We start from the raw sequence: 23,579 nt of genomic DNA, 5'->3' as shown, positions 1-23,579 counted from the left end.
CGGGCGGTCTGGCGCAGGAGGTGACCGTAGAGCTCGTGGTAGTCGTGCGGTCCGGTGGCGGCCGCGGCGAGCTGGCGGGACGCCAGCAGAACCGGCCGGGCACCGGCGTCCTCGACCAGCCCGAGCTGCTCCTCGTAGGCCGCCCGGACGTCCGCCAAGGAGGCCCCCCGGGGCGGCAGTTGGTCGGTGCCCGCCCCACAGGCGAGCAGGCCGCCGACCGCCCGGGCCTCGGCGGCGGAGCGCCGGATCAGCTCGGCGGCGCCGTTCCAGTCCAGGCCCATACCGCGCTGTGCGGTGTCCATCGCCTCGGCCACGCCCAGGCCGTGCGCCCACAGGTGGTGCCGGAAGGCGAGGGTGGCGTCCCAGTCGAGGACGGCCGGACCGTCCGGCCCGGTGTCGGCGCGCGGATCGGCGACCACATGGGCGGCGGCGAAGACCGTACGGGAGCGCAGCGGGGGCAGTGGGGCGCTCACCGGGGCAGCTCCGGTACGTCCAGGCGCCGGCCCTCGGCGGACGACCTGCGGCCGAGCTCGGCCAGCTGGACGCCCCGGGCGCCCGCCGCCAGGTCCCAGCGCCAGGGCTCGTCGCGTACGACGTGCCGCAGGAACAGCTCCCACTGCGCCTTGAAGCCGTTGTCGAACTCGGCGTTGTCGGGGACCTCCTGCCACTGCTCGCGGAAGGATCCGGGGGGCGGGAGGTCCGGGTTCCACACCGGTCCGGGGGTGGTGGCGCGGTGCTGGACGCGGCAGCCGTGCAGTCCGGCGACGGCCGAGCCCTCGGTGCCGTCCACCTGGAACTCCACCAGTTCGTCGCGGTGCACCCGGACCGCCCACGAGGAGTTGATCTGCGCGACGATGCCGCCGGCCAGCTCGAAGATGCCGTATGCCGCGTCGTCGGCGGTGGCGTCGTACGGCGAGCCCGACTCGTCCCAGCGGCGCGGGATATGCCTGGCGAGGTGCGCCTGGACGGTCCTGACCGGCCCGAACAGCTCATGGAGGACGTACTCCCAGTGCGGGAACATATCGGCCGCGATGCCGCCGCCGTCCTCGGCCCGGTAGTTCCAGGAGGGGCGCTGGGCCGGCTGCCGGTCGCCCTCGAAGACCCAGTAGCCGAACTCGCCCCGTACGGACAGGACGCGGCCGAAGAAGCCGCCCTCGACGAGACGGCGGAGCTTGCGGAGGCCGGGCAGGAAGAGCTTGTCCTGGACGACGCCGTTCTTGACGCCGGCCTCCTGGGCCAGCCGGGCCAGCTCCAGTGCGCCGGAGAGACCGCTCGCGGTGGGCTTCTCGACGTACAGGTGCTTTCCGGCGGCGATCGCCTTCTTCACGGTGTCCTCACGGGCGGCGGTGATCTGGGCGTCGAAGTAGATGTCGATGCTGTTGTCGGCCAGTACGGTGTCGAGGTCGCAGCTCCACTCCTCCAGGCCGTGGCGTTCGGCCAGCGCCCGCAGCTTGTGCGGGGAGCGGCCGACGAGTACCGGCTCCGGCCGGATCACCGTGCCGTCGGCCAGCTCCAGGCCGCCCTGCGCGCGCAGGGCGAGGACGGAGCGGACCAGATGCTGACGGTGGCCCATGCGTCCGGTCACGCCGTTCATGGCGATGCGTACGGTCGTGTCTGTCACGGTCCGGCCTCTTTCGCGAGCGGCGGGCGGGCGTTCATGCTCCTTGGTACCGGGGAACCCACTTCAGCGGGAGGCTACCCACCTGATGCCACGTCACGAAGCCGCCACGTGCGCCCCCGCGGTGCGCCTCGCGTTCTCCACCCTCGGAGTTCCCGGGATGCCGGTGGCCGAGGTGCTGCGACTGGCCGTCGGAGCCGGGTATCAGGGCGTGGAGCTGCGCGCCCATCCGGAGGAGCCGGTGCATCCGCGGCTCGGGGCACGGGAACGGGCGGCGGTGCGCGGGCAGTTCGCGGACGCGGGTGTGGAGGTGCTGGCCGTCGCCGGATACGCCCGGGTCGCCGCGGCCCGGGACGTGGCGGGCGAGGCGGAGCTGGCGCACGAGCTGAGCGAGCTGGTGCTGCTCGCCGCCGATCTGGGGGCGCCGTACGTCCGGGTGTTCCCCGGCGGCGGGGACCGTCCGGCCGGCGCGGCGGAGGCGGATGCCGTCCGCCGGCTGGCCGCGGTGGCGCCGCTGGCGGCCGAGCGGAGGGTACGGGTCCTGCTGGAGACCCATGACTCGCACCGTACGGGCGCTGCCGCCGCCCGGATCCTGGACGCCGTGGGGCATCGCCAGGTCGGGGCGCTATGGGATGTGCTGCACAGCTGGCTCGGCGGGGAGGAGCCCGCCGACACCTGCGCCGCGCTCGGCCCGCACCTGGGATATGTCCAGGTCAAGGACGTGGCATCGGCCGAGGACACCGCTCCCCTCCCGCTCGGCGCGGGGGTCCTCCCGCTCCCGGCCGTGCTGTCCGCGCTCCCCTGCGGGCCGGACCCGGGCGGCTGGCTCTGCTGGGAGTACGAGAAGCGCTGGTATCCGGGAGCCCCGGACCTCCCCGCCCTCCTGGGCCCCGCCCGCGTCCACCTTCGGCACCTGAGGGACACCTCCCGCCACCACGGGGGCCATGGGGGCGGCGCGAGCGAATCGAGTCATTGACTGACAATAGTTTTCCGGCTATCCGTGTCTCCTTGGAAGTTTCCTTCACCTCGGTCGAGCACGTCGGCCCTCGCGACGAACCATCCGGTCGCATCGGTCCGGTCGCGTCCATGCGGTCGGGGGAGCCCTCCGGAAGGAGCGCAGATGCACTCCAGACGTACCGTTCTGACCACCGCCGCCACCGCCGCCGCGGCGGCCGCCGTCGCCGGGTCCGGGGCCGCCCACGCCGCGGCGCCCGCGGGCGGACGGCGGCCCCGGAAGCCCGTCCCCGATTCCGCCCGCCGGGCCCGGCTGCGCCGTCTGATCGCCCGTATGACTCCGGAGGAGAAGGTCGGCCAGCTGTTCGTGATGCGGGTCTACGGGCACTCCGCCACGGACCCCGACCCGGCGGATGTGGCGGCCAACCAGCAGGAGATCGGCGTCGCCCATGCGGCGGAGCTGGTCGCCAAGTACCACGTGGGCGGCATCGTCTACTTCGGCTGGGCGCACAACATCCGCGATCCGCACCAGGTCGCCGATCTCTCCAACGGCATCCAGAAGGCCGCCGCCGCCCAGCGCGTCCCCGTTCCCGTGCTGATCACCACGGACCAGGAACACGGTGCGGTGGCCCGGGTCGGCCCGCCCGCGACGCTGCTCCCGGGGGCGATGGCGCTCGGTGCGGGCGGCTCCCGCGACGATGCGCGGACGGCCGGCCGGATCGCCGGGCGGGAGCTGTTCGCGATGGGGATCCGGCAGGACTACGCGCCGGACGCCGACGTGAACGTCAACCCCGCCAATCCGGTCATCGGCGTACGGTCCTTCGGCGCGGATCCGCGGGCCGTGGCCCGTATGGTCGGCGGTCAGGTGAAGGGCTATCAGGAGGGCGGGGTGGCCGCCTGCGCCAAGCACTTCCCCGGGCACGGTGACACCGATACCGACAGCCATGTGGGGCTGCCGTACATCCGCCACACCGCGGAGGAGTGGGAGCGGCTGGACGCGCCGGCCTTCCGGGCGGCGATCGCCGCGGGGGTCGATTCGATCATGACGGCGCATATCGTCGTGCCCGCCTTCGACCCCAGCGAGGACCCCGCGACGCTCTCCCGGCCGATCCTCACCGGCATCCTGCGCGAGCGGCTGGGCTACCGGGGTGTGGTGGTGACGGATTCGCTGGGCATGCGGGGCGTTCGGGTGAAATACGGGGATGCCCGCGTGCCGGTTCTCGCACTCAAGGCGGGCGTGGACCAGCTGCTGAACCCGCCGGACCTGGCGCTGGCGCACCGCTCCGTGCTGACGGCCCTCCAGGAGGGTGAGCTGACGGAGCGTGCCCTCGACGCCAAGCTGCTGCGGATCCTGCTGCTGAAGGAGCGGCGGGGGCTGTTCGCCGACCCGTACACCACCCACGAGGAGGTGGACCGGGTCGTCGGGACGCACCGGCATCTGGCCACCGCGGCCCGGATCGCGGACCGTACGACCACGCTGCTGCGCAACGACGCCGGAGTGCTGCCGCTGTCCCGCCGGCGGGAGCGCAGGGTGCTGGTGGTGGGGGTGGACGAGGCCGCGCCGTCGGGCACCGGAGGGCCGCCGACCACGGTGCTGGCGACGGCGCTCGGCGAGCTCGGGTTCACGGCCACGGCGCTGCCGACCGGCCCGTCACCGTCCCCGCAGCGGATCGACGAGGCGGTGGCGGCGCTCGGCGAACGGGACGCGGCGGTGGTGGCCACGTACAACGTGGCCGCGGACTCTCCCCAGCGGAGGCTGGTCGGCGCGCTGCTGGGCACCGGTAGGCCGGTGGTGCAGCTGGCGGTCCGCAACCCGTACGACATCGCTCAGCTGGACGGCGTCAAGGCGGCCCTGGCGAGCTACTCCTGGACGGATGTGGAGCTGCGGGCGGCGGCCCGGGTGATCGCCGGCCGGCGGGATCCGGCGGGCCGGCTGCCGGTCACGATAATGCGGGCCGACGCCCCGGGCGAGACCCTGTACCGGATCGGCCACGGGCTGTCGTACTGACACGGGTGTCCTGTGACACGGGTGTCCTCTGACACGGGTGCCCTGCTGAGCTGCCTGAGACGTCTCAGATATCTCAGACGTCTCGGGCAGCTCAGATGCTCAGGCAGCTCGGATGTCAGGGCCTCAGCATCGGGATCCGCTGCATCTCCTGCTTGTCGAGCTTCTTGTTGTACGGGGCCAGCGGAGTGGCCTTCTTCCCCTTGGGGGCGGGAACGCCGGCCCACTCCAGGAGCGCGGCGGTCGCCTTGGTGCGGTCGGCTTCCTTCAGCTTGGCGATGTTGGCGCCGTGGTTACCGCCGGGGACGGTGAAGACGTAGGAGCTCCGGGCGCCCCGGCCGAGGGTGAAGTGCTCCGAGTTCCAGGGGTCGTACTCGCCGTTGACAAACATCATCCGGTTGGCGTGGTGCCGCACCCAGCGGTCGATGTCGGGCATCGCGCGCTTGTCGAAGCGCATCGGGATGTCCTTCGGGACGAAGGTGCGGGAGCTGTTGATACCGGGGTACTTCAGCAGGCCGGCCAGGTTCGGGTAGTCGTAGCCGGGCTCGCCGAGCTGGGTGCCCGCCTGGTAGTAGTACGGCATGTACGGCTCCATGCCCTGGTCGGTGTAGCTGTCGAAGCCGCCGACCTCGTCCATCCACTCCCACAGCTTGTCGGTGGAGACGGTGGGCTCGGGGATCTCCGCACAGGCGGTCTCGGCCGGCTGGTACTGCCAGAAGCCGAACGCCAGGTCCGTGACCATGACTTCGTAGGCCCGGTCGGCGTTGCCGGCGGTGTGGAAGGTCTGCTTCTCCTTGTCGGCCCAGGCCTGGAAGCGTTTGACCATCTCCTCCCGGCGTACCAGCGCCTCGCGTTCGATGGCGGCGAGGTCGGTGCGGCACCGTTCGGTCCCGACGGTGCGGAAGAACCGGTCGTAGGCGGAGTCCTCGTCGTTGCGGACGTCGTTGGGCGCGACGTAGGCGACGGTGCCGTTCATGTCGTGCGGGAAGAAACGGCGGTAGTACGTGGCGGTCATACCGCCCTTACTGCCGCCGGTGGCTATCCAGTTCTTGCCGTAGATGGGGTGCAGCGCCCGGAATATGCGGTGCTGGTCGTTCGCGGCCTGCCGGATGTCCAGCTTCTTCCAGTTCGCGGGCTCGGGGCGGGACGGGGTGAAGTAACGGTATTCCAGAGATATTTGATTGCCGTCGATGACCTTGGTGGGTTCGGTGCGGGACGGCGTGGTGCTGACGTTGTAGCCGGAGGTAAAGAACACCGTCGGGCGGTCGACGGACTTGTGCAGCAGGGTCAGCCGCTGCTGGAAGGTCCCCTTACCAGGGTGCCGGTGGTCGATCGGCTGGGTGTAGTTCAGGACGAAGTAGCGGTAGCCGTCGACCGGTTTCTCTTCGACGAGGCGCATGCCCGGTATCGCCAGGATCCGGTCCTTGATGTCCTCGTGCTTCGGCTCGGCGGCAGCGGCGGCCGCTCCCGTCGGTACGCTGCCGGCTCCGGCCGTGCCTATGAGCACGGCGAGTGACAGCAGCCATCTGGTGGCCTTGCGCATGCACCCTCCCCTTGGGATAGCAAAGGTCGGGCTGAACTTATCGGTGCGGGGCGGGGGCCACCAGCCCTCGGAGGCCATCCGGGGCCGCGCCAGGGCCATCCGGTCGATCCGGTCGATCGTCGCGGACGGCCCCGGCTCAGGCGGCCTCGTGTCCCTGTCTCACGTCTCGTGCCCCTGTTTCACGTCTCGTGCCCCTGTTTCACGTCTCGTGCCCCTGCCTCACGCCTCGTTCCTCGCGCCTTGCGCCACGAGCTCTTCGTCCTCGCCGGTGAACGTGCGCCAGAGCTCCGCATAACGGCCATTGCGGGCGAGGAGCTGCCCATGGCTGCCGTCCTCGACGATCCGGCCGTGGTCGAGGACCACCACGCGGTCCGCGCGGGCGGCGGTGGTCAGCCGGTGGGCGACGATCAGCGTGGTACGGCGGCCGACGAGCCGCTCCGTCGCCTCGTTGACGACGGCCTCGGTGGCGAGGTCGAGGGCCGCGGTGGCCTCGTCGAGCAACAGCACGTCCGGGTCGACGAGTTCGGCCCGGGCCAGTGCCAGGAGCTGACGCTGGCCCGCGGAGAGGTTGCGGCCGCGCTCGGCGACCTCGTGGAGGTAGCCGCCGTCGAGGGTGGCGATCATGGCATGCGCGCCGACTGCCCGGGCGGCGGCCTCCACCTCGGCGTCCGTGGCATCCGGGCGGCCGTAGGCGATGGCGTCACGGACCGTACCGGCGAAGAGGTAGGACTCCTGCGGGACCACCCCGAGCCGGCGGCGGTAGCCGGTCAGGTCGAATGCGCGCAGGTCGGTGCCGTCGATCCGGACCGCGCCCGAGGTCGGGTCGTAGAACCGCGCGACCAGCTTGACCAGCGTGGACTTACCGGCGCCGGTCTCACCGACGAAGGCCACGGTCTGGCCGGCCGGGACGGTCAGGTCGATGCCGGTGAGCGCCGGTTCGGCGCCGGTGCCGTGGTCCTGCGAGCCGTAGCGGAAGTGGACGTCGTCGAAGGTGATGTCGCCGCGCAGCCCGGTCACCCCACGGGGCCGTTCGGCGGCCGGGGTGGACGTCGGCTCGCGCAGCAGCTCCTGGATACGGCCGAGCGAGACGGATGCCTGCTGGTAGCCGTCGAAGACCTGGGACAGCTGCTGGACGGGGGCGAAGAACAGGTCGATGTAGAGGAGGTAGGCGACCAGCGCGCCGGCCGTGAGGGTGCGGTCTCCGACCCGCTCGGCGCCGACGATCAGCACCAGTGCCGCCGCGACGGAGGACAGCAGCTGGACGAACGGGAAGTAGACGGATATCAGGAACTGGCCGCGCAAGCGGGCCCGGCGGTAGGCGTCGCTGCGCGCGGCGAACCGCGCCACGCCGCGCCGCTCGCGCCGGAACGCCTGGACGATCCGGAGCCCGGCGACGCTCTCCTGGAGGTCGCCGTTGACCACGCTGATCCGCTCGCGGGCCAGTTCGTACGCCTTGACGCTCCGCTTGCGGAAGAAGTACGTGCCGATGATCAGCGGCGGGAGGGTGGCGAAGACGACCAGGGCCAGCTGGACATCGATCACGAGCAGCGCGACGAGTATGCCGAAGAACGTCAGCACCGAAACCAGGGCGGTGACCAGACCGGTCTGCAGGAAGGTCGACAGGGCGTCGACGTCGGTCGTCATCCTGGTCATGATCTTTCCGGTCAGCTCGCGCTCGTAGTAGTCGAGGCCGAGGCGCTGCAGCTGCGCGAAGATCTTGAGGCGGAGGGAGTACAGGATCCGCTCACCGGTGCGGCCGGTCAGGCGGTTACCGCCGAACTGCGCGGCCCACTGGGCGAGGACCACGACCAGGGCGAGCGCGGCGGCCGTCCAGACACCGGCCAGCACACCACGGCGGACCCCCTCGTCGATGCCCTGCCGGATCAGCACCGGCAGCAGCAACCCGGCGACGGCGTCCACCGCGACCAGCGCCAGGGCGAAGGCCAGCGGCCGGCCGAAGCCGCGCAGCAGGCGGCGCAGGCCGTACGCGCGCTCGGGGCGCACCGCCCGCTCCTCGTCGATGCCAGGGGTGTCCGTGGCCGGCGGCAGGGCGGCCACCTGGGCCAGCAGCTCGGGGGTCGCCGACGCCCCGGCCATCGCAGCGCCGATACCCGGCCCCGCAGCGGCGGCCGCCCGGGGCGGCACCCCGGCCGCCCCGGCCTCGGCGTCCTGCTCCCGGCGGACCCACAGCTCGGGGGTGATACCTCGGGGCGCGTCGGCCGTCCGGCCGGATCCGTCGTCGGCAGCGGCACGAAGTCCGTCGTATCCGTCGTACCCATCAGGGCCGTCGTATCCGTCGGCACCGCCTGTACCGGCGTATCCGTCGGGCCCGTCGCCGTCGAAGGCGCGGGCCGGCGCGCCCGCCGGGTCCGGCTCGACGCCGCCCAGCTCCTCCGGGTCGGTGAGCAGCCTGCGGTAGAGCGGACAGCGCTCCGCCAGCTCGTCCTGGGTGCCGATGTCGACCAGCCGGCCGCCGTCGAGGACGGCGATCCGGTCGGCGAGCGCCAGAGTGGAGGCGCGGTGCGCGATGAGCAGGGTCGTACGGCCGGCCATCACACCGCGCAGGGCCTCGTGGATCTCGTGCTCGACCCGGACGTCGACCGCCGAGGTGGCATCGTCCAGCACCAGGAGACGGGGATCGGTGAGGATGGCGCGGGCCAGGGCTATCCGCTGCCGCTGACCGCCGGACAGGGTCAGGCCCTGCTCCCCGACCTTGGTGTCGTACCCCTCGGGGAGCTCGGAGATGAAGCCTTCGGCCTGGGCGGCGCGGGCCGCGGCGCGTATCTGCTCGTCGGTGGCATCCGGATGGCCGTAGGCGATGTTGTCGCGCAGGGAGTCGGAGAACAGGAAGCTGCTCTCGGGAACCAGCCCGATGGCGGCGCGCAGCGACTCCAGGGTGAGGTCGCGTACGTCGTGCCCGCCTACGAGGAGGCGACCGGCGGTGACGTCGTAGAAGCGGGGCAGCAGCAGGGAGACGGTGGATTTGCCGCTGCCGGATGTGCCGACCACGGCGACCGTCTCACCGGCCTCGATGCGGAGCGAGAAGTCGTCGAGGACGGGGCGCGGGGAGCGGGTGGTGGGGGTGTCCGCACCGTCCGCAGGGCGGTTGTCCGGCTCATCACCGTTCTCGCCGTCGTCGGGGGCATGCGCCGCCCCGTAACCGAACGTGACCCGGTCGAATTCGACGGTCGCGGGGGCGTCCGCGGGCAGCTCCCGCGCGTCCGCCCGCTCGTCGAGCGACGGCTCGGTGTCGATCAGCTCGTAGACCCGCTCCACACCGGCGCGCGCCTGCTGCCCGACCGTGAGCACCATCGCGAGCATCCGGACCGGTCCGACCAGCTGCGCCAGGTACGTCGAGAACGCGACGAAGGTGCCGAGGGTGATCTGCCCCTGGGTGGCCATCCAGCCGCCCAGGGCGAGCATCGCCACCTGGCCGAGCGACGGGACGGCCTGGAGCGCCGGGGTGTAGCGGGCGTTCAGCCGGACCGTCCGCAGCCGCCCGGCGAACAGCCGGCGGCCGGCTTCGCGCAGCTTGCCGGTCTCCTGCTCCTCCTGCCCGAAGCCCTTGACGACCCGGACGCCGGAGACCGCACCGTCCACCACCCCGGCCACCGCGGCGGCCTGCCCCTGGGCGTACCAGGTGGCGGGGAAGAGCCGCGTACGGCTGCGGCCGGCGATGATCCACAGGGCCGGGGCGACGGCCAGCGCGATGAGCGTGAGCAGCGGCGACAGCACCGCCATCACGACCAGCGAGATCACGAAGAGCAGCAGGCTCCCGATCATCATCGGGAGCATGAACAGCAGGCTCTGTATCAGCTGGAGATCACTGGTGGCGCGGCCGACGACCTGCCCGGTGCTCAGCCCGTCCTGCCGCCGGCCGTCGAGGCGGGCGATCGAGCCGAACATCCGGGTCCGCAGATCGTGCTGAAGGTCCAGGGCGAGCCGGCCGCCGTAGAAGCGGCGGAGGTAGGTGAGGACGTAGACGATGACCGCGGCGGCGACCAGCAGTGCGGCCCATGGGGCCAGCGACCGCTCCTGCTTGACGATGACGTCGTCGATGATCAGCTTCGGCACGAGCGGGACGAGGGCCATGACGGCCATCCCCGCGAGCGAGGAGCCGAGTGCCAGCAGCACGTCCTTCCTGTACTGCCAGCAGTCGCGCATCAACCGCCGGGCCCAGCCCCGACGTGACCTGTCTGCCGTGCCTGCCGTCTCCGCCACCCCATGCCTCCCACGCACCACGCATCGACGCCTGTCGCCAGGCACCAACACCGCGGCGGCCGGATTTCATCCCGCCGCAACAAAGTCCGCCGGATACCCCGCGCCGGAGCCCGCGCCGGAGCCGTCTGACGCCCGCGCTGAACGGCGACTTTCGGCCAGTACCGCGCTATCGCGCCAATCGGCCACCCGATTGGTCAAGAGGGCCACCCGTACGGCACACTTTTAGACTGACCAGTCAGATCAAAAGGGAGGTTGTGTGAACACCACCCGCCAGGGGGCGGCGGTCAACGCCAGGGGAATCGGGGTGATGGGCCCACGGGGCTGGGCCTTCAGAGGCGTCGACATCGCCGCCGATCCAGGTTCGCTCGTCGCCGTCCAGGGCCCCTCGGGCTCCGGACGCACCTGTCTGCTGCTCGCCCTCACCGGCCGGATGCGGATCAAAGAGGGCCATGCGACGGTCGCCGGGTTCCCGCTGCCCAAGCGGATGGGTACCGTGCGCGGCCGCACCGCCATCGCCCACGTACCGGGTATCTCCGACCTCGAACCGGCCCTCACCGTCGGCGAACACCTCAAGGAACAGGCCCTGCTGGGCCGGCGCGCCAAGGGCTCGCTTCCTTGGGGCAAGCGCCACAGGGAGGCCACCCGGGCCCGGATGAACGCCGCTCTCGCGGCCGCCCGGCTCGATCCCGCCACCCTCGCGAAGGGCCTGAACACCACCGTCCGCGACCTGGAACGGCTGGAGGCGCTGCGGCTGTCGATCGCGCTCGCGGTGATGCACGGCCCGCGCCTGCTCGCCGTCGACGACGTCGACCTCAAGCTGTCCGCGGACGAACGCGCCCAGGCCTGGCAGCTGTTGCGTGACCTCGCGCACGAGGGCACCACCGTCGTGGCGGCCGGCAGCGAGGCCCCGGCGGACGCGCTGATCGTCCGCACCACGCCCCACAGCACCGACCACACCACCGAGCACACCACCGGCACGGAGACCAAGACCGAGGAGGAACCGGCGCATGCGTTCGCCGAGACTGGCCGCGCTTGAGCTCAGGCGCTTCAGCAGGGGCAAACTGCCCCGGCTCGGGCTGGTCGCCCTGATGCTCATCCCCCTGCTCTACGGGGCTCTCTACCTCTTCTCCTTCTGGGATCCGTACTCCCGTCTCGACAAGATCCCGGTCGCGCTGGTCAACGAGGACAAGGGCGCGACCACGGACGGCAAGAAGATCGCAGTGGGCGATCAGATCGCCGAGAAGGTGCACGACAGCGGCAAATTCGACTGGAAGGAAGTCAACGCCGCCGACGCCGCGAAGGGCATCGAGGACGGCACGTACTACCTGTCGCTGACGATCCCGTCGGACTTCAGCCGGCGCATCGCCTCCAGCTCCGGCGACTCCCCGGAGACCGGCGCGCTCCAGGTCCGGACGAACGACGCCAACAGCTACATCGTCGGCTCGATCTCCAAGACCATCTTCTCGGAGCTCCGCGCCAAGGCGTCGGCGAGCTCCTCACGGGAGTTCCTCGACAAGATCTTCGTCTCGTTCTCGGATCTGCACGACAAGACCAAGCAGGCGGCGGACGGCGCCGGCGAGATCGACAATGGCCTCGGCACCGCGAAGGACAAGACGGGCCAGCTGGCGGACGGCCTCGACAAGCTGGACGACGGCTCGGGCAAGCTGAGCAACGGCCTGGACGAGCTGCACGGCAAGGCCGGCGAGCTGAGCGAGGGCTCGGGCACGCTGCACGACAAGGCCGGTCAGCTCAGCAAGGGCGCTGGGACCGTCGACAAGGGCGCCAAGGACCTCAGCAAGGGCACGGCAGAAGCCCGTACGAAGGCCAAGGAGCTCAGCAACGGCGCCGGCCAGGTGGCGGCCGGTACGCAGCAGCTCGCCGACAAGGTCAGGGAACTCTCCTCCGGCGAGGCGCTCCCCTTCCTCAAGAAGCACGGTGCGGAACTCGGTGAGAAGGCGCGGGTCGTAGCCGATCTCACCCAGGCGCTCGACGACGACCTCGGCAAGCTGCCGGGGAACTCCGCGAAGGCCGCCGCCCAGGCGCGGAAGAACGCCGATGACGCCGAGGCCCTGTACCAGGAGAGCTGCGGCACCACCCCCGCCACCGGCGTCGACTGCGCCAAGCTCAAGGGCATCGCGACCGGCAACGCCGTGGCCGCGGACGCCGCGGAGAAGGCCAACGACGCTATCGCCAAGCTGAACCTGCAGCACCTGCGCGACAAGCTGCGCGACCTGCACAAGGGCGCCACTATGGTCGCCGAGCAGGCTCCGGTCATAGCTGCCAAGGCGGACACCGCCATCGCCAACATCAACAAGCTCAACGCTGGGGCCAAGCAGGTATCCGACGGAGCGGCCCGGTTCGCCACAGGGCTCGGCACACTCGCCGACGGCGCAGGCAAGGTCGCCGACGGCACCGGAAAGGTCGCCGACGGCAACCGCCAGCTGACCGACGGCGCCGGCAAGGTCGCCGACGGCAACCGCAAGCTCACCGGCGGTGCAGGCCAACTCTCCGACGGCGCAGGCGAGCTGCACGACAAGCTCGGCACCGCCGCAGACGGCGCCGAGAAGATCAGCGGCGGGCTCTACAAGCTCAAGGACGGCTCCAACCAGCTGGCCGACAAGCTCGGCAGTGGCGTCGCCCAGATCCCCGACTACGACAAGGACGCCCGCGAGCACCGCACCGACGTCATGTCCGACCCGGTCAAGCTCGCCTCCGAGTCGCTGCACAAGGCGCCCAACTACGGCACCGGTCTGGCTCCGTACTTCATCCCACTGTCCCTCTGGGTCGGCGCGATGGTCGCGTACATGCTGCTGCAGCCGCTCGGCAAGCGGGCGCTGGCCGCCGGCGCGCCCGGCTGGCGGGTCGCGCTCGGCTCCTGGCTGCCGGCCTTCAGCATCGGCGTCGTCCAGGTCCTCGCGCTGATGGCCGTACTGCACTTCGCCCTCGGGCTGGAGATGGAGCGCGCCGCCGGAACCATCGGTTTCCTCCTGCTGGCCACGGCCTGCTTCACCGCCATCATCCAGTTCTTCGGCGCGAAGTTCGGCCCGGCCGGGCGGGTGCTCACCCTGGTCGTGCTGATGCTCCAGCTGACCTCTGCGGGCGGTACGTACCCGGTGCAGACCAGCCCCGGGTTCTTCTCCGCCATCCACCCCTTCCTGCCGATGAGTTACGTCGTCGACGGCCTGCGCCGTCTGATCACCGGCGGCGACCTCAGCATCGTCTGGCAGGGCAGCGCGGTCCTCGCGGCCTTCACCTTCGGCGCGCTGGCGCTCACCGCCCTCGCGGCGCGCAGCCGGCAGGTCGTACGGATGAAGGACCTGCACCCGGAGCTCTCTCTGTGAGCGCCGTGACCCGCAGCGCCGCCGTGGCCCCCGCCAAGGGGGCCGCGGCCGGCGGGCGCCGCGCGGCCACCCGCAACAAGCTCTTCGCCGCCGCCGTCCCGCTCATCGCCGAACAGGGCTTCTCCGCCACCACCGTGGACGAGATCGCCGAGCGCGCCGGCGTCGCCAAGGGCACCGTCTACTACAACTTCGCCAGTAAGGAGGTCCTGTTCGAGGAGCTGCTCCGGCACGGCATCGAGTTGCTGGCCGCCGCACTCCAGAACACGGCCGACGAGGTGGCGGCGCGCGGCGGCGGCGCGGTCGACACCCTGGACGCGATGGTCCACAACGGGCTGGAGTTCATCTCCACCTACCCGGCGCTGATTCAGCTGTACGTGGCCGAGCTCTGGCGGACGAACCGGGCCTGGCAGTCCACGCTGACGACCGTACGGGGACGTTCCGTCGCCGTCGTCGAATCCGTACTGGCCCAGGGAGTGGACAGCGGTGAACTCAGCGACGAGATCGACATCTCCCTCACCGCCTCCGCGCTCTTCGGCATGGTGCTGGTCGCGGCGCTGGACTGGCAGTCCTACCAGCCGCACCGCTCGCTCGACGACGTCCACGCGTCGCTCTCCCTGCTGCTGCAGGGGCGGGTGGGCGGCGGCGCCAGTCAGGTCATCGGTGCCGGCCAGGGCATCAGCGTCGGTCAGGGCATGAGTGCCGGCCAGGGCATCGGTGCCGGCCGGGCGGTAGCCGCCTCGTAGCCGGACGGTGATGGCCGCCTGGACCCAGGTGCGGTACGCCGAAGGGGCTGACTGATTCCGTTCAGTCAGCCCCTTCGGCACGTCAGTCGGCTCCTCGACGCAGCTCTCTGTCCACTGCTGCCTACTGCCCCTGCTCCTGCTCCTGCCTCGCGGCGGCGATCTGCCGCGACATGATCGTCGTCAGCTCATACGCCGTGTGCGAGGCGGCCACGCAGGTGATCTCCGCGTGGTCGTACGCCGGGGCGACCTCCACGACGTCCGCCGAGACCAGGTTGCAGGACGCCAGCCCGCGCAGGATCTCCAGCAGCTCGCGGGAGGTCAGACCGCCGGCCTCGGGGGTACCGGTGCCGGGCGCGTGGGCCGGGTCGAGTACGTCGATGTCGATGGAGATGTACAGCGGCCGGTCGCCGATCCGCTGCCGCAGCTGGTCGGCGACCTCGTCCACGCCACGCCGCATGACATCGGCGGAGGTGACGATGCCGAAGCCCATCTTCTCGTCGTCGTCGAGGTCCTTCTTGCCGTAGAGCGGACCACGGGTGCCGACGTGGGAGAGTGCCGAGGTGTCGAGGATGCCCTCTTCCACCGCGCGCCGGAACGGGGTGCCGTGGGTGTACTCCGCGCCGAAGTACGTGTCCCAGGTGTCCAGGTGTGCGTCGAAGTGGAGCAGCGCGACGGGCCCGTGCTTCTTCGCCACCGACCGCAGCAGCGGCAGCGCGATGGTGTGGTCACCGCCGAGGGTCATCATGCGGGCGCCGGTGGCGAGCAGGTCGTCGGCCGCGGCCTCGACCGTCTCCACGGCCTCGTTGATGTTGAAGGGGTTCGCGGCGATGTCGCCCGCGTCCGCGACCTGGGCGAGGGCGAACGGGGAGGCGTCCTGCGCCGGGTTGTACGGCCGCAGCAGCCGCGATGCCTCGCGGATGGCGTTGCCGCCGAAGCGGGCGCCGGGACGGTAGGAGACGCCGGTGTCGAAGGGGACACCGACGACGGCCACGTCGGCCCGGCCGCCGACCTCGTCGAGGCGGGGCAGGCGGGCGAAGGTGGCCGGCCCGGCGTAGCGCGGGATGCGGGAGGAGTCGATGGGGCCGACGGGCCCGCCGGCGGCGGAGGCGGCGCTTGCTGCGGTGGTCATGAGCCTGAGAGTAGGGAGGAGGGCGAGGAGAGAGACATCGACATTTGCGACAGAGACCGGCGCACCCTTCGACGTTTTGTCCATCCCATGGGACATCCCGGCTCGTGCCCCGGAACTTGCCCGCCCCGAAACATACGGCCGGGCACAATGGCTGGTATGCCGATATCCTCCGCAACCGCCGTCCCCTCCCGCGCCGCGCTGATCGATCATCTCGTCCGTACCCGGATCGCCGGTGACGTGGCCACCCCCCGCGAGAACAACCTCGACCATTACCGCAGGCTCGCCAACGGTGACCGCCACTACTGGTTCGGCCTGGAATTCGGCGACCGGTGGGCGGACGAACAGGACGTACTGGCCGTGATGGCGGAGCGGTGCGGTGTGAGCGACGATCCGCACCACCGGCAGGGGCAGGACACCATCGACCCGGAGCTGACGGTGGACGCGCTGGACCGTACGGCGGCGGTCCTGCGCAAGGCGGCGGCCGACAAGCAGCGGGTGCTGTTCGCGACCGGCCACCCGGGCGGGCTGCTCGATGTGCACCGGGCGACGGCGGCGGCGCTGCGCGCGGCGGGCTGCGAGATCGTCGTCATTCCGGACGGGCTGCAGACGAACGACGGCCTGGTCTTCCAGTTCGCGGACGTGGCGGTGCTGGAGCGCGGGGCGACGCTGTGGCACACCCACTCCCCCGAGCCGATGGCCGCGATCCTGGACGGGCTGGAGCGCACGGGCCGGCCGCAGCCGGATCTGGTGATGGCCGACCACGGCTGGGCGGGCTGCGCCGGCCAGCGCGGCATCGAGGCGGTGGGCTTCGCGGACTGCAACGACCCGGCCCTGTTCCTGGCCGAGGCGGAGGGCACGCTCCAGGTCACCATCCCCCTCGACGACCACGTCCTCAGCCCCCGTTACTACGACCCGCTCACCGCCTACCTCCTGGATGCGGCGGGCCTGCTGAACTAAGCGCGGGCCTGCTGAACTAAGGGGTCCCCTGGCTCCCTCGCCCCCACGCCCCCACGCCCTCTCGCCCCATGGCCTCCCTGCCTTCCTCTGGCCCTGTCCAACGAGCCCATTTCGATCCGTACGGAGCGCTACCGGCCGATATGCGAGCTCCTCGCGGAAGTGCGACGCTGAGCGAAAGATGAGCGAAAGCCGAGCGAAAAGCGCTCCACGATCTCACCCTTGAGGATGAGCGGCATGGCGAGACATTCCAAGGCACAAGAGACCGGCGAACAGGCCGAGCCCAAGATGCGCGAGGCGCGGAAGAAGGCGGCACAGCGCTCCGGTCGTACGTCCGACGCCGACAAAGCGTGGCAGGAGAAGTTGCGCCGACAGCAGGAAGAGCAGGACCGGCGTGACACCTTCGACGAGAATTACGAGGTGTGAGCCGGCAGGGAGGACCGGGCGGGGCAGGACAGGACCAGGTAGGACGAAGCCCCTCATGGTGCATGAGGGGCTTCCCTTTCTCGGTGTATCAGTGATTTGCCAGTGGCTCAGTGAGCCTTCTGGAACGCCTCACGGATTTCGGCGGGCACCCGGCCACGGTCACTGACCTCGTAGCCGTTCTCCTTCGCCCACGCCCTGATGCGGGCGGTGTCCTCACCGTTGGCGACGGACACCTTGCGGCCGGCGGCCTTGCGAGCCCGCCCCGTCTTGCGGGCGGCCTTCATGAACGGGCCGAATGCCTGGAGCATCTGTTCGTAGCTGTCCGGACCCAAATCGATCTCGTAGCTCACACCGTCAAGCGTGAAGGTGTGTGTTGCAGCCTCCGAGGACTCTTCACCCGTGAGGTCATCCGTGTAGATGGTGACAATCTTCTGTGCCATGGCCGAATCATAGGGCCAGAAAACAAAGTGAGCGCCTGAGAGGTGTTTGCAGCACACTCACGGTCAGGTGTACGTCCCGCAGTGCGGCACTCAGTGCGGCACGGCACCCGCGCTCACCCGTCCGGATGTCCGGCCGCCCGCGCAGGGCTGAGACCGCGTCATCGCGCGGGAGGCCGCCACCCCTGGCGGGAAAGGCCAGGTCATGATCTGGTTCGTGACGATCCTCGGTGCCGTCCTCGTGATGGCCATTCTCCGGGACATGTTTCACACGATCTGGCACCCGACCCGCCACGGCGGTTTGAGCAGGCTGGTGATAACGGGAATGTGGCGCTTGTCCTCGCGCCTGAGCACGCGGTGGCGCGCGGCCGGGCTCGCCGGCCCCCTGGGCATGGTCTGCGTCGTCTCGGTGTGGGCGCTGACCGTGGCCGTCGGGTGGGCGCTGGTCTACTGGCCGCACATGCCGGCGAGCTTCTCCTACGCCGCCGGCCTCGTCCCGGCCGAGCACTCGGGGCCGGTCGACGCGCTGTACGTGTCCCTGGTCACGCTCGCCACCCTCGGCCTCGGGGACATCGCGCCGGCCGTTGGCTGGCTGCGCGTCGTCGGCCCCCTGGAGGCCCTCGTCGGCTTCGCCCTCCTGTCGGCGACCGTGGCGTGGATCCTCGGCATCTACCCCGCCCTGGCCCGCCGCCGCACGCTCGCGCTGCGCCTTTCCCACATGCGCGGCGGGGTGACGCCCCGGGCCCTGGACTCGGCGGGCGGCGCCGCCCTGCTGGACAGCCTGGCCTCGGCCGTCTCGGTCATCACGGTCGACTTCCTCCAGTACGCCGAGTCGTACTACTTCTACGACGGTGACGAGAACACCGCGCTGCCCCGGCAGATCGGGCACGCCGCCGGCCTCGCGGAGCAGGCGGCGAGCGCCCGCCATCCCGACGTCCGGCTCTCCGCCACGATGCTGCGCAGGGCGCTGGACGACCTGGCCGCCATCCTGGACGAGCGCTTCCTGCGCACCGGGGCGGCCGCATCCGGCGTCTTCGCCTCGTACGCCGCCGATCACGGCGACCGCATGGGCGGCCCGGGACGCCGCACCGCCGCGGACGAGCCGGCCGGCTCGTAACGGCGGCGGTCCATGTCCCGTGTACCGACGGTGCGGCCTACCGCGGTTCCGGGGCCGCGGCTTCCAGGGCGTCGAGGCTGCCGGACATGATCGTGCGGAGGTGTTCGGTGAGGTGCGAGGCCGGCCAGTCCCACCAGGCGACGGCCAGGAGGCGGGCGATGTGCGCGTCGTCGAAGCGGCGGCGGATGAGCCGGGCCGGATTGCCGCCGACGATGCCGTAGTCGGGGACGTCGTCGACGACGACGGAACCGGAGGCGATGATCGCTCCGTGGCCGATACGGACGCCGGGCATCACCGTGGCTCCGTGTCCGAACCAGACGTCGTTGCCGACCACGGTGTCACCGCGGCCGGGCAGACCCGTGATGAGGTCCATGTGCTCGGTCCAGGAGCCGCCCATGATGGGGAAGGGGAACGTCGAGGGGCCGTCCATACGGTGGTTGGCGCCGTTCATGATGAACCGCACCCCGGTACCCAGCGCGCAGAACTTCCCGATGACCAGCTTCTCCGGTCCGTAGTGGTACAGCACGTTGCGGGTCTCGAACGCGGTCGGCTCGTCCGGGTCGTCGTAGTAGGAGAACTCGCCGACCTCGATGAGCGGGGAGGTGACGAGCGGTTTGAGCAGCACCACCCGAGGCTGCCCGGGCATCGGGTGCAGCACGGTCGGGTCGGCGGGAACAGCTGGCGTCACGTTCGGCTTCCTCATACGTCGCGGACTGGCCGGTCCATGATCGCAAACCCGCGCCCCGGGTCACCACCGAGATACCTCCGCCGCCACCCGGCGCCTGCGCCTGCGCCTCGTCCTCCGCGTACGCCTGCACCGGCGCCTACGCCTCCGCCTCCGCCTCCGCCCGCGGGACGCGGATCACGCCCTCCTGGATGACCGATACCGCGAGTTGGCCGTCGGCGGTGAAGATGCGGCCCTTGCCGAGGCCGCGGCCGGCCTGGGCGGTGGGGGACTCCTGGTCGTAGAGGAGCCATTCGTCGGCGCGGAACGGCCGGTGGAACCACATCGCGTGGTCCAGCGACGCCCCGACGACGTCGCCGACGGCCCAGCCGCCCCGGCCGTGGGCCAGCAGGACCGAGTCCAGCAGGGTCATATCGGAGACGTAGGTGACCAGGCAGATGTCGAGGAGCGGGCGGGGGATGGCGTCGCCGGCCTCGTCGAGCTTGCCCTGGGCGCGGAACCAGACCTGGGAGCGGGGCGCGCGGAGCTCGCCGACGGTGCCGAACGGCGGCTCGTCCACGTAGCGGAGGTCGATCGCGGCGCGGGCCTCCAGTACCCGGTCGGTGACGCTCGGGTCGACGAAGCGGTCGGCGTAGCGGGGCAGCATCTCGGCGGCGGTGGGCAGGTCGAGGGGGTCGGGCGCCGGCGGCATCGGCTCCTGGTGTTCGAGCCCCTCCTCGTGCGTCTGGAAGGAGGCGGAGAGGTGGAAGACCGGCTGGCCGTGCTGGACGGCGACGACCCGGCGGGTGGTGAACGACCGGCCGTCGCGGATCCGGTCGACGGTGTAGACGATGGGGGCGCCGGGGTCGCCCGGGCGCAGGAAGTACGCGTGGAGGGAGTGCGGAGGGCGATCGGCGGGGACCGTGCGCCCGGCCGCGACCAGGGCCTGGGCGGCGACCTGGCCGCCGAAGACCCGGGGGACGACCGAGGCCTGGGACTGCCCGCGGAAGATGTCCTGCTCGATGCGTTCCAGGGCGAGCAGGTCGAGCAGGGACTGGAGTGCCTGGTTCATGGGACGGTCACAGGCCCATGGACTTGGCGATGATGGACTTCATGACCTCGCTGGTGCCGCCGTAGATCCGGTTGACGCGGTTGTCGGCGTACAGGCGGGCGATCGGGTACTCGTTCATGAAGCCGTAGCCGCCGTGGAGTTGGAGGCAGCGGTCGATGACCCGGTGGGCGGCCTCGGTGCAGAAGAGCTTCGCGGAGGCGGCCTCGGCCGGGGTCAGCTCGCCCGCGTCCAGGGCCTCCAGGGCGCGGTCGGCGACAGCCTGGGCGGCGTCCACCTCGGCCTGGCAGGCGGCGAGTTCGAACTTGGTGTTCTGGAAGGCGGCGACCGGCTTGCCGAAGACGGTGCGCTCCTGGACGTACTCCGTGGCGAACCGGACGGCGGCCGCGGCCTGCGCGTACGCGCCGTACGCGATGCCCCAGCGCTCGCTCGGCAGGTTCCGGCCGAGGTAGGAGAAGCCCTGGTTCTCCTCGCCGAGCAGGTCCTCGGCCGGGACCTGGACGTCGACGAAGGCGAGTTCGGCGGTGTCGGAGACCTTCAGGCCGAGCTTGTCGAGCTTGCGGCCGACGGAGTAGCCCGCGGAGGCGGTGTCGACGGCGAAGAGGGAGATGCCGAAGCGGCGGTCGTCCTCGCGCGGGGCGGAGGTGCGGGCGCAGACGATGACGCGGTCGGCGTGGACGCCGCCGGTGATGAAGGTCTTGGCGCCGTTGAGGACGTAGTGCGTGCCGTCGGCGGAGAGCTTCGCGGTGGTCTTCATGCCCGCGAGGTCGGAGCCGGTGCCCGGTTCGGTCATCGCGAGCGCCCACATCTCCTCGCCGGTGACGAACTTCGGCAGGTAGCGCTCCTTCTGCTCGTCGGTGGCGAGCATCTTCAGGTACGGCAGGCCGAGCAGGACATGGGCGCCGGAGCCGCCGAACGAGACGCCCGCACGCGCGGTCTCCTCGTACATCACGGCCTGGAACTTGTGCGAGTCGAGGCCGGCGCCGCCGTACTCCTCGGGGACCCGGATGCCGAAGACGCCCAGCCCGGCGAGCCGGCGGTAGAAGTCGCGCGGCACCTGCCCGGCGGCGTACCACTCGTCGTGGACCGGGACGACCTCGGCCTCGATGAAGGCGCGGATGGTCGCGCGGAACGCCTCGTGATCCTCGTTGAACACCGTACGGCGCATGCCCTCGGCCTCCTTCGCCGCCGTCTGGCTAAGCGCTTGCTCAGCCGGTGTGCGCAGCGAAAGCTACCCGCCGGTCATCAAAGCTGTCCAGGGGTCAACGAAAATCCGCACGGCCGGAAGGGCCGGAAGGGCCGGAAGGGCTGGAAGGGCCGGAAGCCAGGAGGGCCCCCTCCGCGTCCGGCCCGTCCGCACCCGATCCGTCCGCCACCGCCCCGAACGCCCCCAGCGCCAGCCGGTGCAGCAGCTCGGCCATCTCCGTACGCCCCGGCAGGGAGCCGGGCCGGCCCAGGCGGGGAGTGGAGTTGAGGAGGCCGAAGACGGCGTGCACGGCGGCCCGGGCCCGGGACTCGGAGGGGCCCGGGTGGACCCGGCGGACCACGTCCACCCACAGCTCGACGTACTGCCGCTGGAGCTGGCGCACCCGCTTGCGGTCGGCCTCGCGCAGCCGGTCCAGTTCGCGGTCGTGCACGGTGATCAGCGGCCGGTCGTCCAGCGCGAAGTCGATATGGCCGTCGATCAGCGCGTCCAGTACCGCCTCGGGGTCCTCACCGCCCTCCGCGACCCGCATCCGGCCGCCGTCCAGCAGCCGCTCGCTGATCCCGACCAGCAGCTCGGCGAGCATCGCGTCCTTGCCGGCGAAGTGCCGGTAGAGACCGGGGCCGGAGATGCCCACGGCCGCCCCTATCTCGTCCACGCCGACGCCGTGGAAGCCGCGCTCGGCGAACAGCCGGGCGGCCTCCTTGAGGATCTGCTCACGGCGGCTGCTGGGGGCGGAGGGCTGTGCGGTACTCATGCCGTCGATTGTAGACAGCCGGGTTAGTGGTCGTTAACCTGAAGGGAGTGAGGTTAACGACCACTAACAGGATCGGCGGGCCAAGGGGGCTCATGGCGATGGAGCAGGCACCGGTACTGGGCGGCGACGGCGGTCCCCTCGGGCGAAGCCCCCGGGACGACCCGGCCTCCGACGCCTGGAAGGCCAACGAGGCCGCGCACCGCGAGCTCGCCGCCGGACTGCGCGAGAAGCTCGCGGCGGCCCGGCTGGGCGGCGGCGAGCAGGCCCGGGCGCGGCACACCGCACGCGGCAAGCTGCTGCCGCGGGACCGGGTGGACGCCCTGCTGGACCCGGGATCGCCCTTCCTGGAGGTGGCGCCGCTGGCCGCGGACGGGATGTACGGCGGGGCCGCGCCGGCCGCCGGGGTGATCGCCGGTATCGGGCGGGTCGCCGGCCGCGAAGTGGTGATCGTCGCCAATGACGCCACGGTCAAGGGCGGCACGTACTACCCGATGACGGTGAAGAAGCACCTGCGGGCGCAGGAGATCGCGCTGGAGAACCGCCTGCCGTGCCTGTATCTCGTGGACTCCGGCGGCGCCTTCCTGCCCATGCAGGACGAGGTCTTCCCGGACCGCGAGCACTTCGGGCGGATCTTCTACAACCAGGCGCGGATGTCGGAGCGCGGCATTCCGCAGATCGCCGCGGTGCTCGGCTCGTGCACGGCCGGCGGTGCGTACGTACCGGCCATGAGCGACGAGGCGGTGATCGTACGGAACCAGGGCACGATCTTCCTGGGCGGACCGCCGCTGGTGAAGGCGGCCACCGGCGAGGTGGTCACCGCCGAGGAGCTGGGCGGCGGGGAGGTGCACGCCAGGACGTCCGGTGTCACCGACCACCTCGCCGAGGACGACGCGCACGCGCTGCGCATCGTCCGGACGATCGTCTCCACACTCGGCGCGCGCGGGCCGCTGCCGTGGACGGTGCGGCCCGTCGAGGAGCCCGCGGTGGATCCGGCGGGGCTGTACGGCGTGGTGCCGGTGGACTCCCGTACGCCCTATGACGTCCGGGAGGTGATCGCGCGGATCGTGGACGGCTCGCGGTTCGCCGAGTTCAAGGCGGAGTACGGCACGACGCTGGTCACCGGCTTCGCGCACGTCCACGGCCACCCGGTCGGGGTGATCGCCAACAACGGCATCCTGTTCTCCGAATCCGCCCAGAAGGGCGCGCACTTCATCGAGCTGTGCGACCAGCGCGGCACCCCGCTGCTGTTCCTCCAGAACATCTCCGGCTTCATGGTGGGGCGTTCGTACGAGGCGGGCGGTATCGCCAAGCACGGCGCGAAGATGGTGACGGCGGTGGCCTGCGCCCGCGTCCCGAAGCTCACGGTCGTCATCGGCGGCTCGTACGGGGCCGGCAAC

Annotated in this window: 19 protein-coding genes; 9 read left to right on the top strand and 10 right to left on the bottom strand. The window is 71.3% G+C overall.

Annotation, left to right across the window (positions count from 1 at the left end; genetic code table 11):
- Together AZE13_RS16560 and AZE13_RS16555 are read right to left on the bottom strand one after the other, a co-directional pair.
- Positions 1-473: DUF993 family protein (locus AZE13_RS16560; protein WP_147264675.1), on the bottom strand; the 473-nt coding region annotated here is incomplete at its 3' end.
- Positions 470-1,621 (bottom strand): Gfo/Idh/MocA family protein, encoded by a 1,152-nt coding sequence (locus tag AZE13_RS16555; protein WP_066931750.1) that lies wholly within the window; start codon positions 1,619-1,621, stop codon positions 470-472. The genes AZE13_RS16560 and AZE13_RS16555, both read right to left, overlap by 4 nt.
- Positions 1,622-1,742: 121 nt before the next feature.
- Between AZE13_RS16555 and AZE13_RS16550 the strand changes: the two genes are divergently transcribed.
- Both AZE13_RS16550 and AZE13_RS16545 read left to right on the top strand, forming a co-directional pair.
- A complete protein-coding gene (locus AZE13_RS16550) occupies positions 1,743-2,594 on the top strand; it encodes a sugar phosphate isomerase/epimerase family protein (RefSeq protein ID WP_079124074.1) in 852 nt (283 codons plus the stop codon).
- Positions 2,595-2,738: 144 nt separating this feature from the next.
- On the top strand, positions 2,739-4,580 hold the full coding sequence (locus tag AZE13_RS16545; RefSeq protein ID WP_066931746.1) for a glycoside hydrolase family 3 protein: 1,842 nt from the start codon (positions 2,739-2,741) through the stop codon (positions 4,578-4,580).
- A gap of 115 nt (positions 4,581-4,695) precedes the next feature.
- Here the strand turns inward: AZE13_RS16545 and AZE13_RS16540 are convergent, their stop codons facing one another.
- Complete coding sequence (locus AZE13_RS16540) at positions 4,696-6,120, bottom strand: S28 family serine protease (RefSeq protein WP_066931744.1); 1,425 nt, start codon at positions 6,118-6,120, stop codon at positions 4,696-4,698.
- Positions 6,121-6,339: 219 nt separating this feature from the next.
- Positions 6,340-10,284, bottom strand: a complete 3,945-nt coding sequence (locus tag AZE13_RS16535; RefSeq protein ID WP_066931742.1) for an ABC transporter ATP-binding protein — start codon at positions 10,282-10,284, stop codon at positions 6,340-6,342.
- 313 nt (positions 10,285-10,597) lie between these two features.
- Here AZE13_RS16535 and AZE13_RS16530 point away from each other — a divergent pair, with 313 nt between their 5' ends.
- The 3 genes from AZE13_RS16530 to AZE13_RS16520 are packed head-to-tail and all read left to right on the top strand — an operon-like array spanning position 10,598 to position 14,425.
- Complete coding sequence (locus tag AZE13_RS16530) at positions 10,598-11,377, top strand: ATP-binding cassette domain-containing protein (RefSeq protein ID WP_258527836.1); 780 nt, start codon at positions 10,598-10,600, stop codon at positions 11,375-11,377.
- The gene (locus AZE13_RS16525; RefSeq protein WP_066931740.1) at positions 11,349-13,682 is read left to right on the top strand and encodes a YhgE/Pip domain-containing protein; all 2,334 of its coding nucleotides are present in this window, start codon (positions 11,349-11,351) and stop codon (positions 13,680-13,682) included. Before AZE13_RS16530 ends, AZE13_RS16525 begins: the two co-directional genes overlap by 29 nt.
- A complete protein-coding gene (locus AZE13_RS16520; protein WP_258527835.1) occupies positions 13,679-14,425 on the top strand; it encodes a TetR/AcrR family transcriptional regulator in 747 nt (248 codons plus the stop codon). The genes AZE13_RS16525 and AZE13_RS16520 overlap by 4 nt, the downstream gene beginning before the upstream one ends.
- Positions 14,426-14,546: 121 nt before the next feature.
- Here the strand turns inward: AZE13_RS16520 and speB are convergent, their stop codons facing one another.
- On the bottom strand, positions 14,547-15,554 hold the full coding sequence (speB, locus tag AZE13_RS16515; protein WP_066931738.1) for an agmatinase: 1,008 nt from the start codon (positions 15,552-15,554) through the stop codon (positions 14,547-14,549).
- A gap of 156 nt (positions 15,555-15,710) precedes the next feature.
- On the opposite strand from speB, the gene AZE13_RS16510 reads away from it, so the two are divergent.
- Both AZE13_RS16510 and AZE13_RS16505 read left to right on the top strand, forming a co-directional pair.
- Complete coding sequence (locus tag AZE13_RS16510) at positions 15,711-16,511, top strand: phosphatase (protein ID WP_066931736.1); 801 nt, start codon at positions 15,711-15,713, stop codon at positions 16,509-16,511.
- A 234-nt stretch (positions 16,512-16,745) separates the two neighbouring features.
- Positions 16,746-16,934 (top strand): hypothetical protein, encoded by a 189-nt coding sequence (locus tag AZE13_RS16505; RefSeq protein WP_066931733.1) that lies wholly within the window; start codon positions 16,746-16,748, stop codon positions 16,932-16,934.
- Positions 16,935-17,041: 107 nt separating this feature from the next.
- On the opposite strand, the gene AZE13_RS16500 is transcribed toward AZE13_RS16505, so the two are convergent.
- Positions 17,042-17,374, bottom strand: coding sequence for a histone-like nucleoid-structuring protein Lsr2 (locus tag AZE13_RS16500; protein WP_066931731.1), 333 nt, complete (start codon positions 17,372-17,374; stop codon positions 17,042-17,044).
- Between the two features lie 202 nt (positions 17,375-17,576).
- Here AZE13_RS16500 and AZE13_RS16495 point away from each other — a divergent pair, with 202 nt between their 5' ends.
- On the top strand, positions 17,577-18,488 hold the full coding sequence (locus AZE13_RS16495) for a potassium channel family protein (protein WP_066931729.1): 912 nt from the start codon (positions 17,577-17,579) through the stop codon (positions 18,486-18,488).
- 37 nt (positions 18,489-18,525) lie between these two features.
- On the opposite strand, the gene AZE13_RS16490 is transcribed toward AZE13_RS16495, so the two are convergent.
- The 4 genes from AZE13_RS16490 to AZE13_RS16475 form a co-directional block, all read right to left on the bottom strand.
- Positions 18,526-19,134, bottom strand: coding sequence for a CatB-related O-acetyltransferase (locus tag AZE13_RS16490; RefSeq protein ID WP_066931993.1), 609 nt, complete (start codon positions 19,132-19,134; stop codon positions 18,526-18,528).
- Positions 19,135-19,312: 178 nt separating this feature from the next.
- Positions 19,313-20,224: an acyl-CoA thioesterase gene (locus AZE13_RS16485; RefSeq protein WP_066931727.1), complete on the bottom strand. Its 912-nt coding sequence runs from the start codon at positions 20,222-20,224 to the stop codon at positions 19,313-19,315.
- 7 nt (positions 20,225-20,231) lie between these two features.
- On the bottom strand, positions 20,232-21,389 hold the full coding sequence (locus AZE13_RS16480; RefSeq protein ID WP_066931725.1) for an acyl-CoA dehydrogenase family protein: 1,158 nt from the start codon (positions 21,387-21,389) through the stop codon (positions 20,232-20,234).
- 94 nt (positions 21,390-21,483) lie between these two features.
- Complete coding sequence (locus AZE13_RS16475) at positions 21,484-22,182, bottom strand: TetR/AcrR family transcriptional regulator (RefSeq protein WP_066931724.1); 699 nt, start codon at positions 22,180-22,182, stop codon at positions 21,484-21,486.
- A gap of 98 nt (positions 22,183-22,280) precedes the next feature.
- Here AZE13_RS16475 and AZE13_RS16470 point away from each other — a divergent pair.
- Positions 22,281-23,579 (top strand): carboxyl transferase domain-containing protein (locus tag AZE13_RS16470; protein WP_066931991.1); only part of this gene is annotated, 1,299 nt, incomplete at its 3' end.

It is taken from the genome of Streptomyces sp. NBRC 110611 (assembly GCF_001590865.1).
Lineage (GTDB): Bacteria > Actinomycetota > Actinomycetes > Streptomycetales > Streptomycetaceae > Streptomyces.
This window is presented reverse-complemented; position numbering and strand designations above follow the sequence as displayed.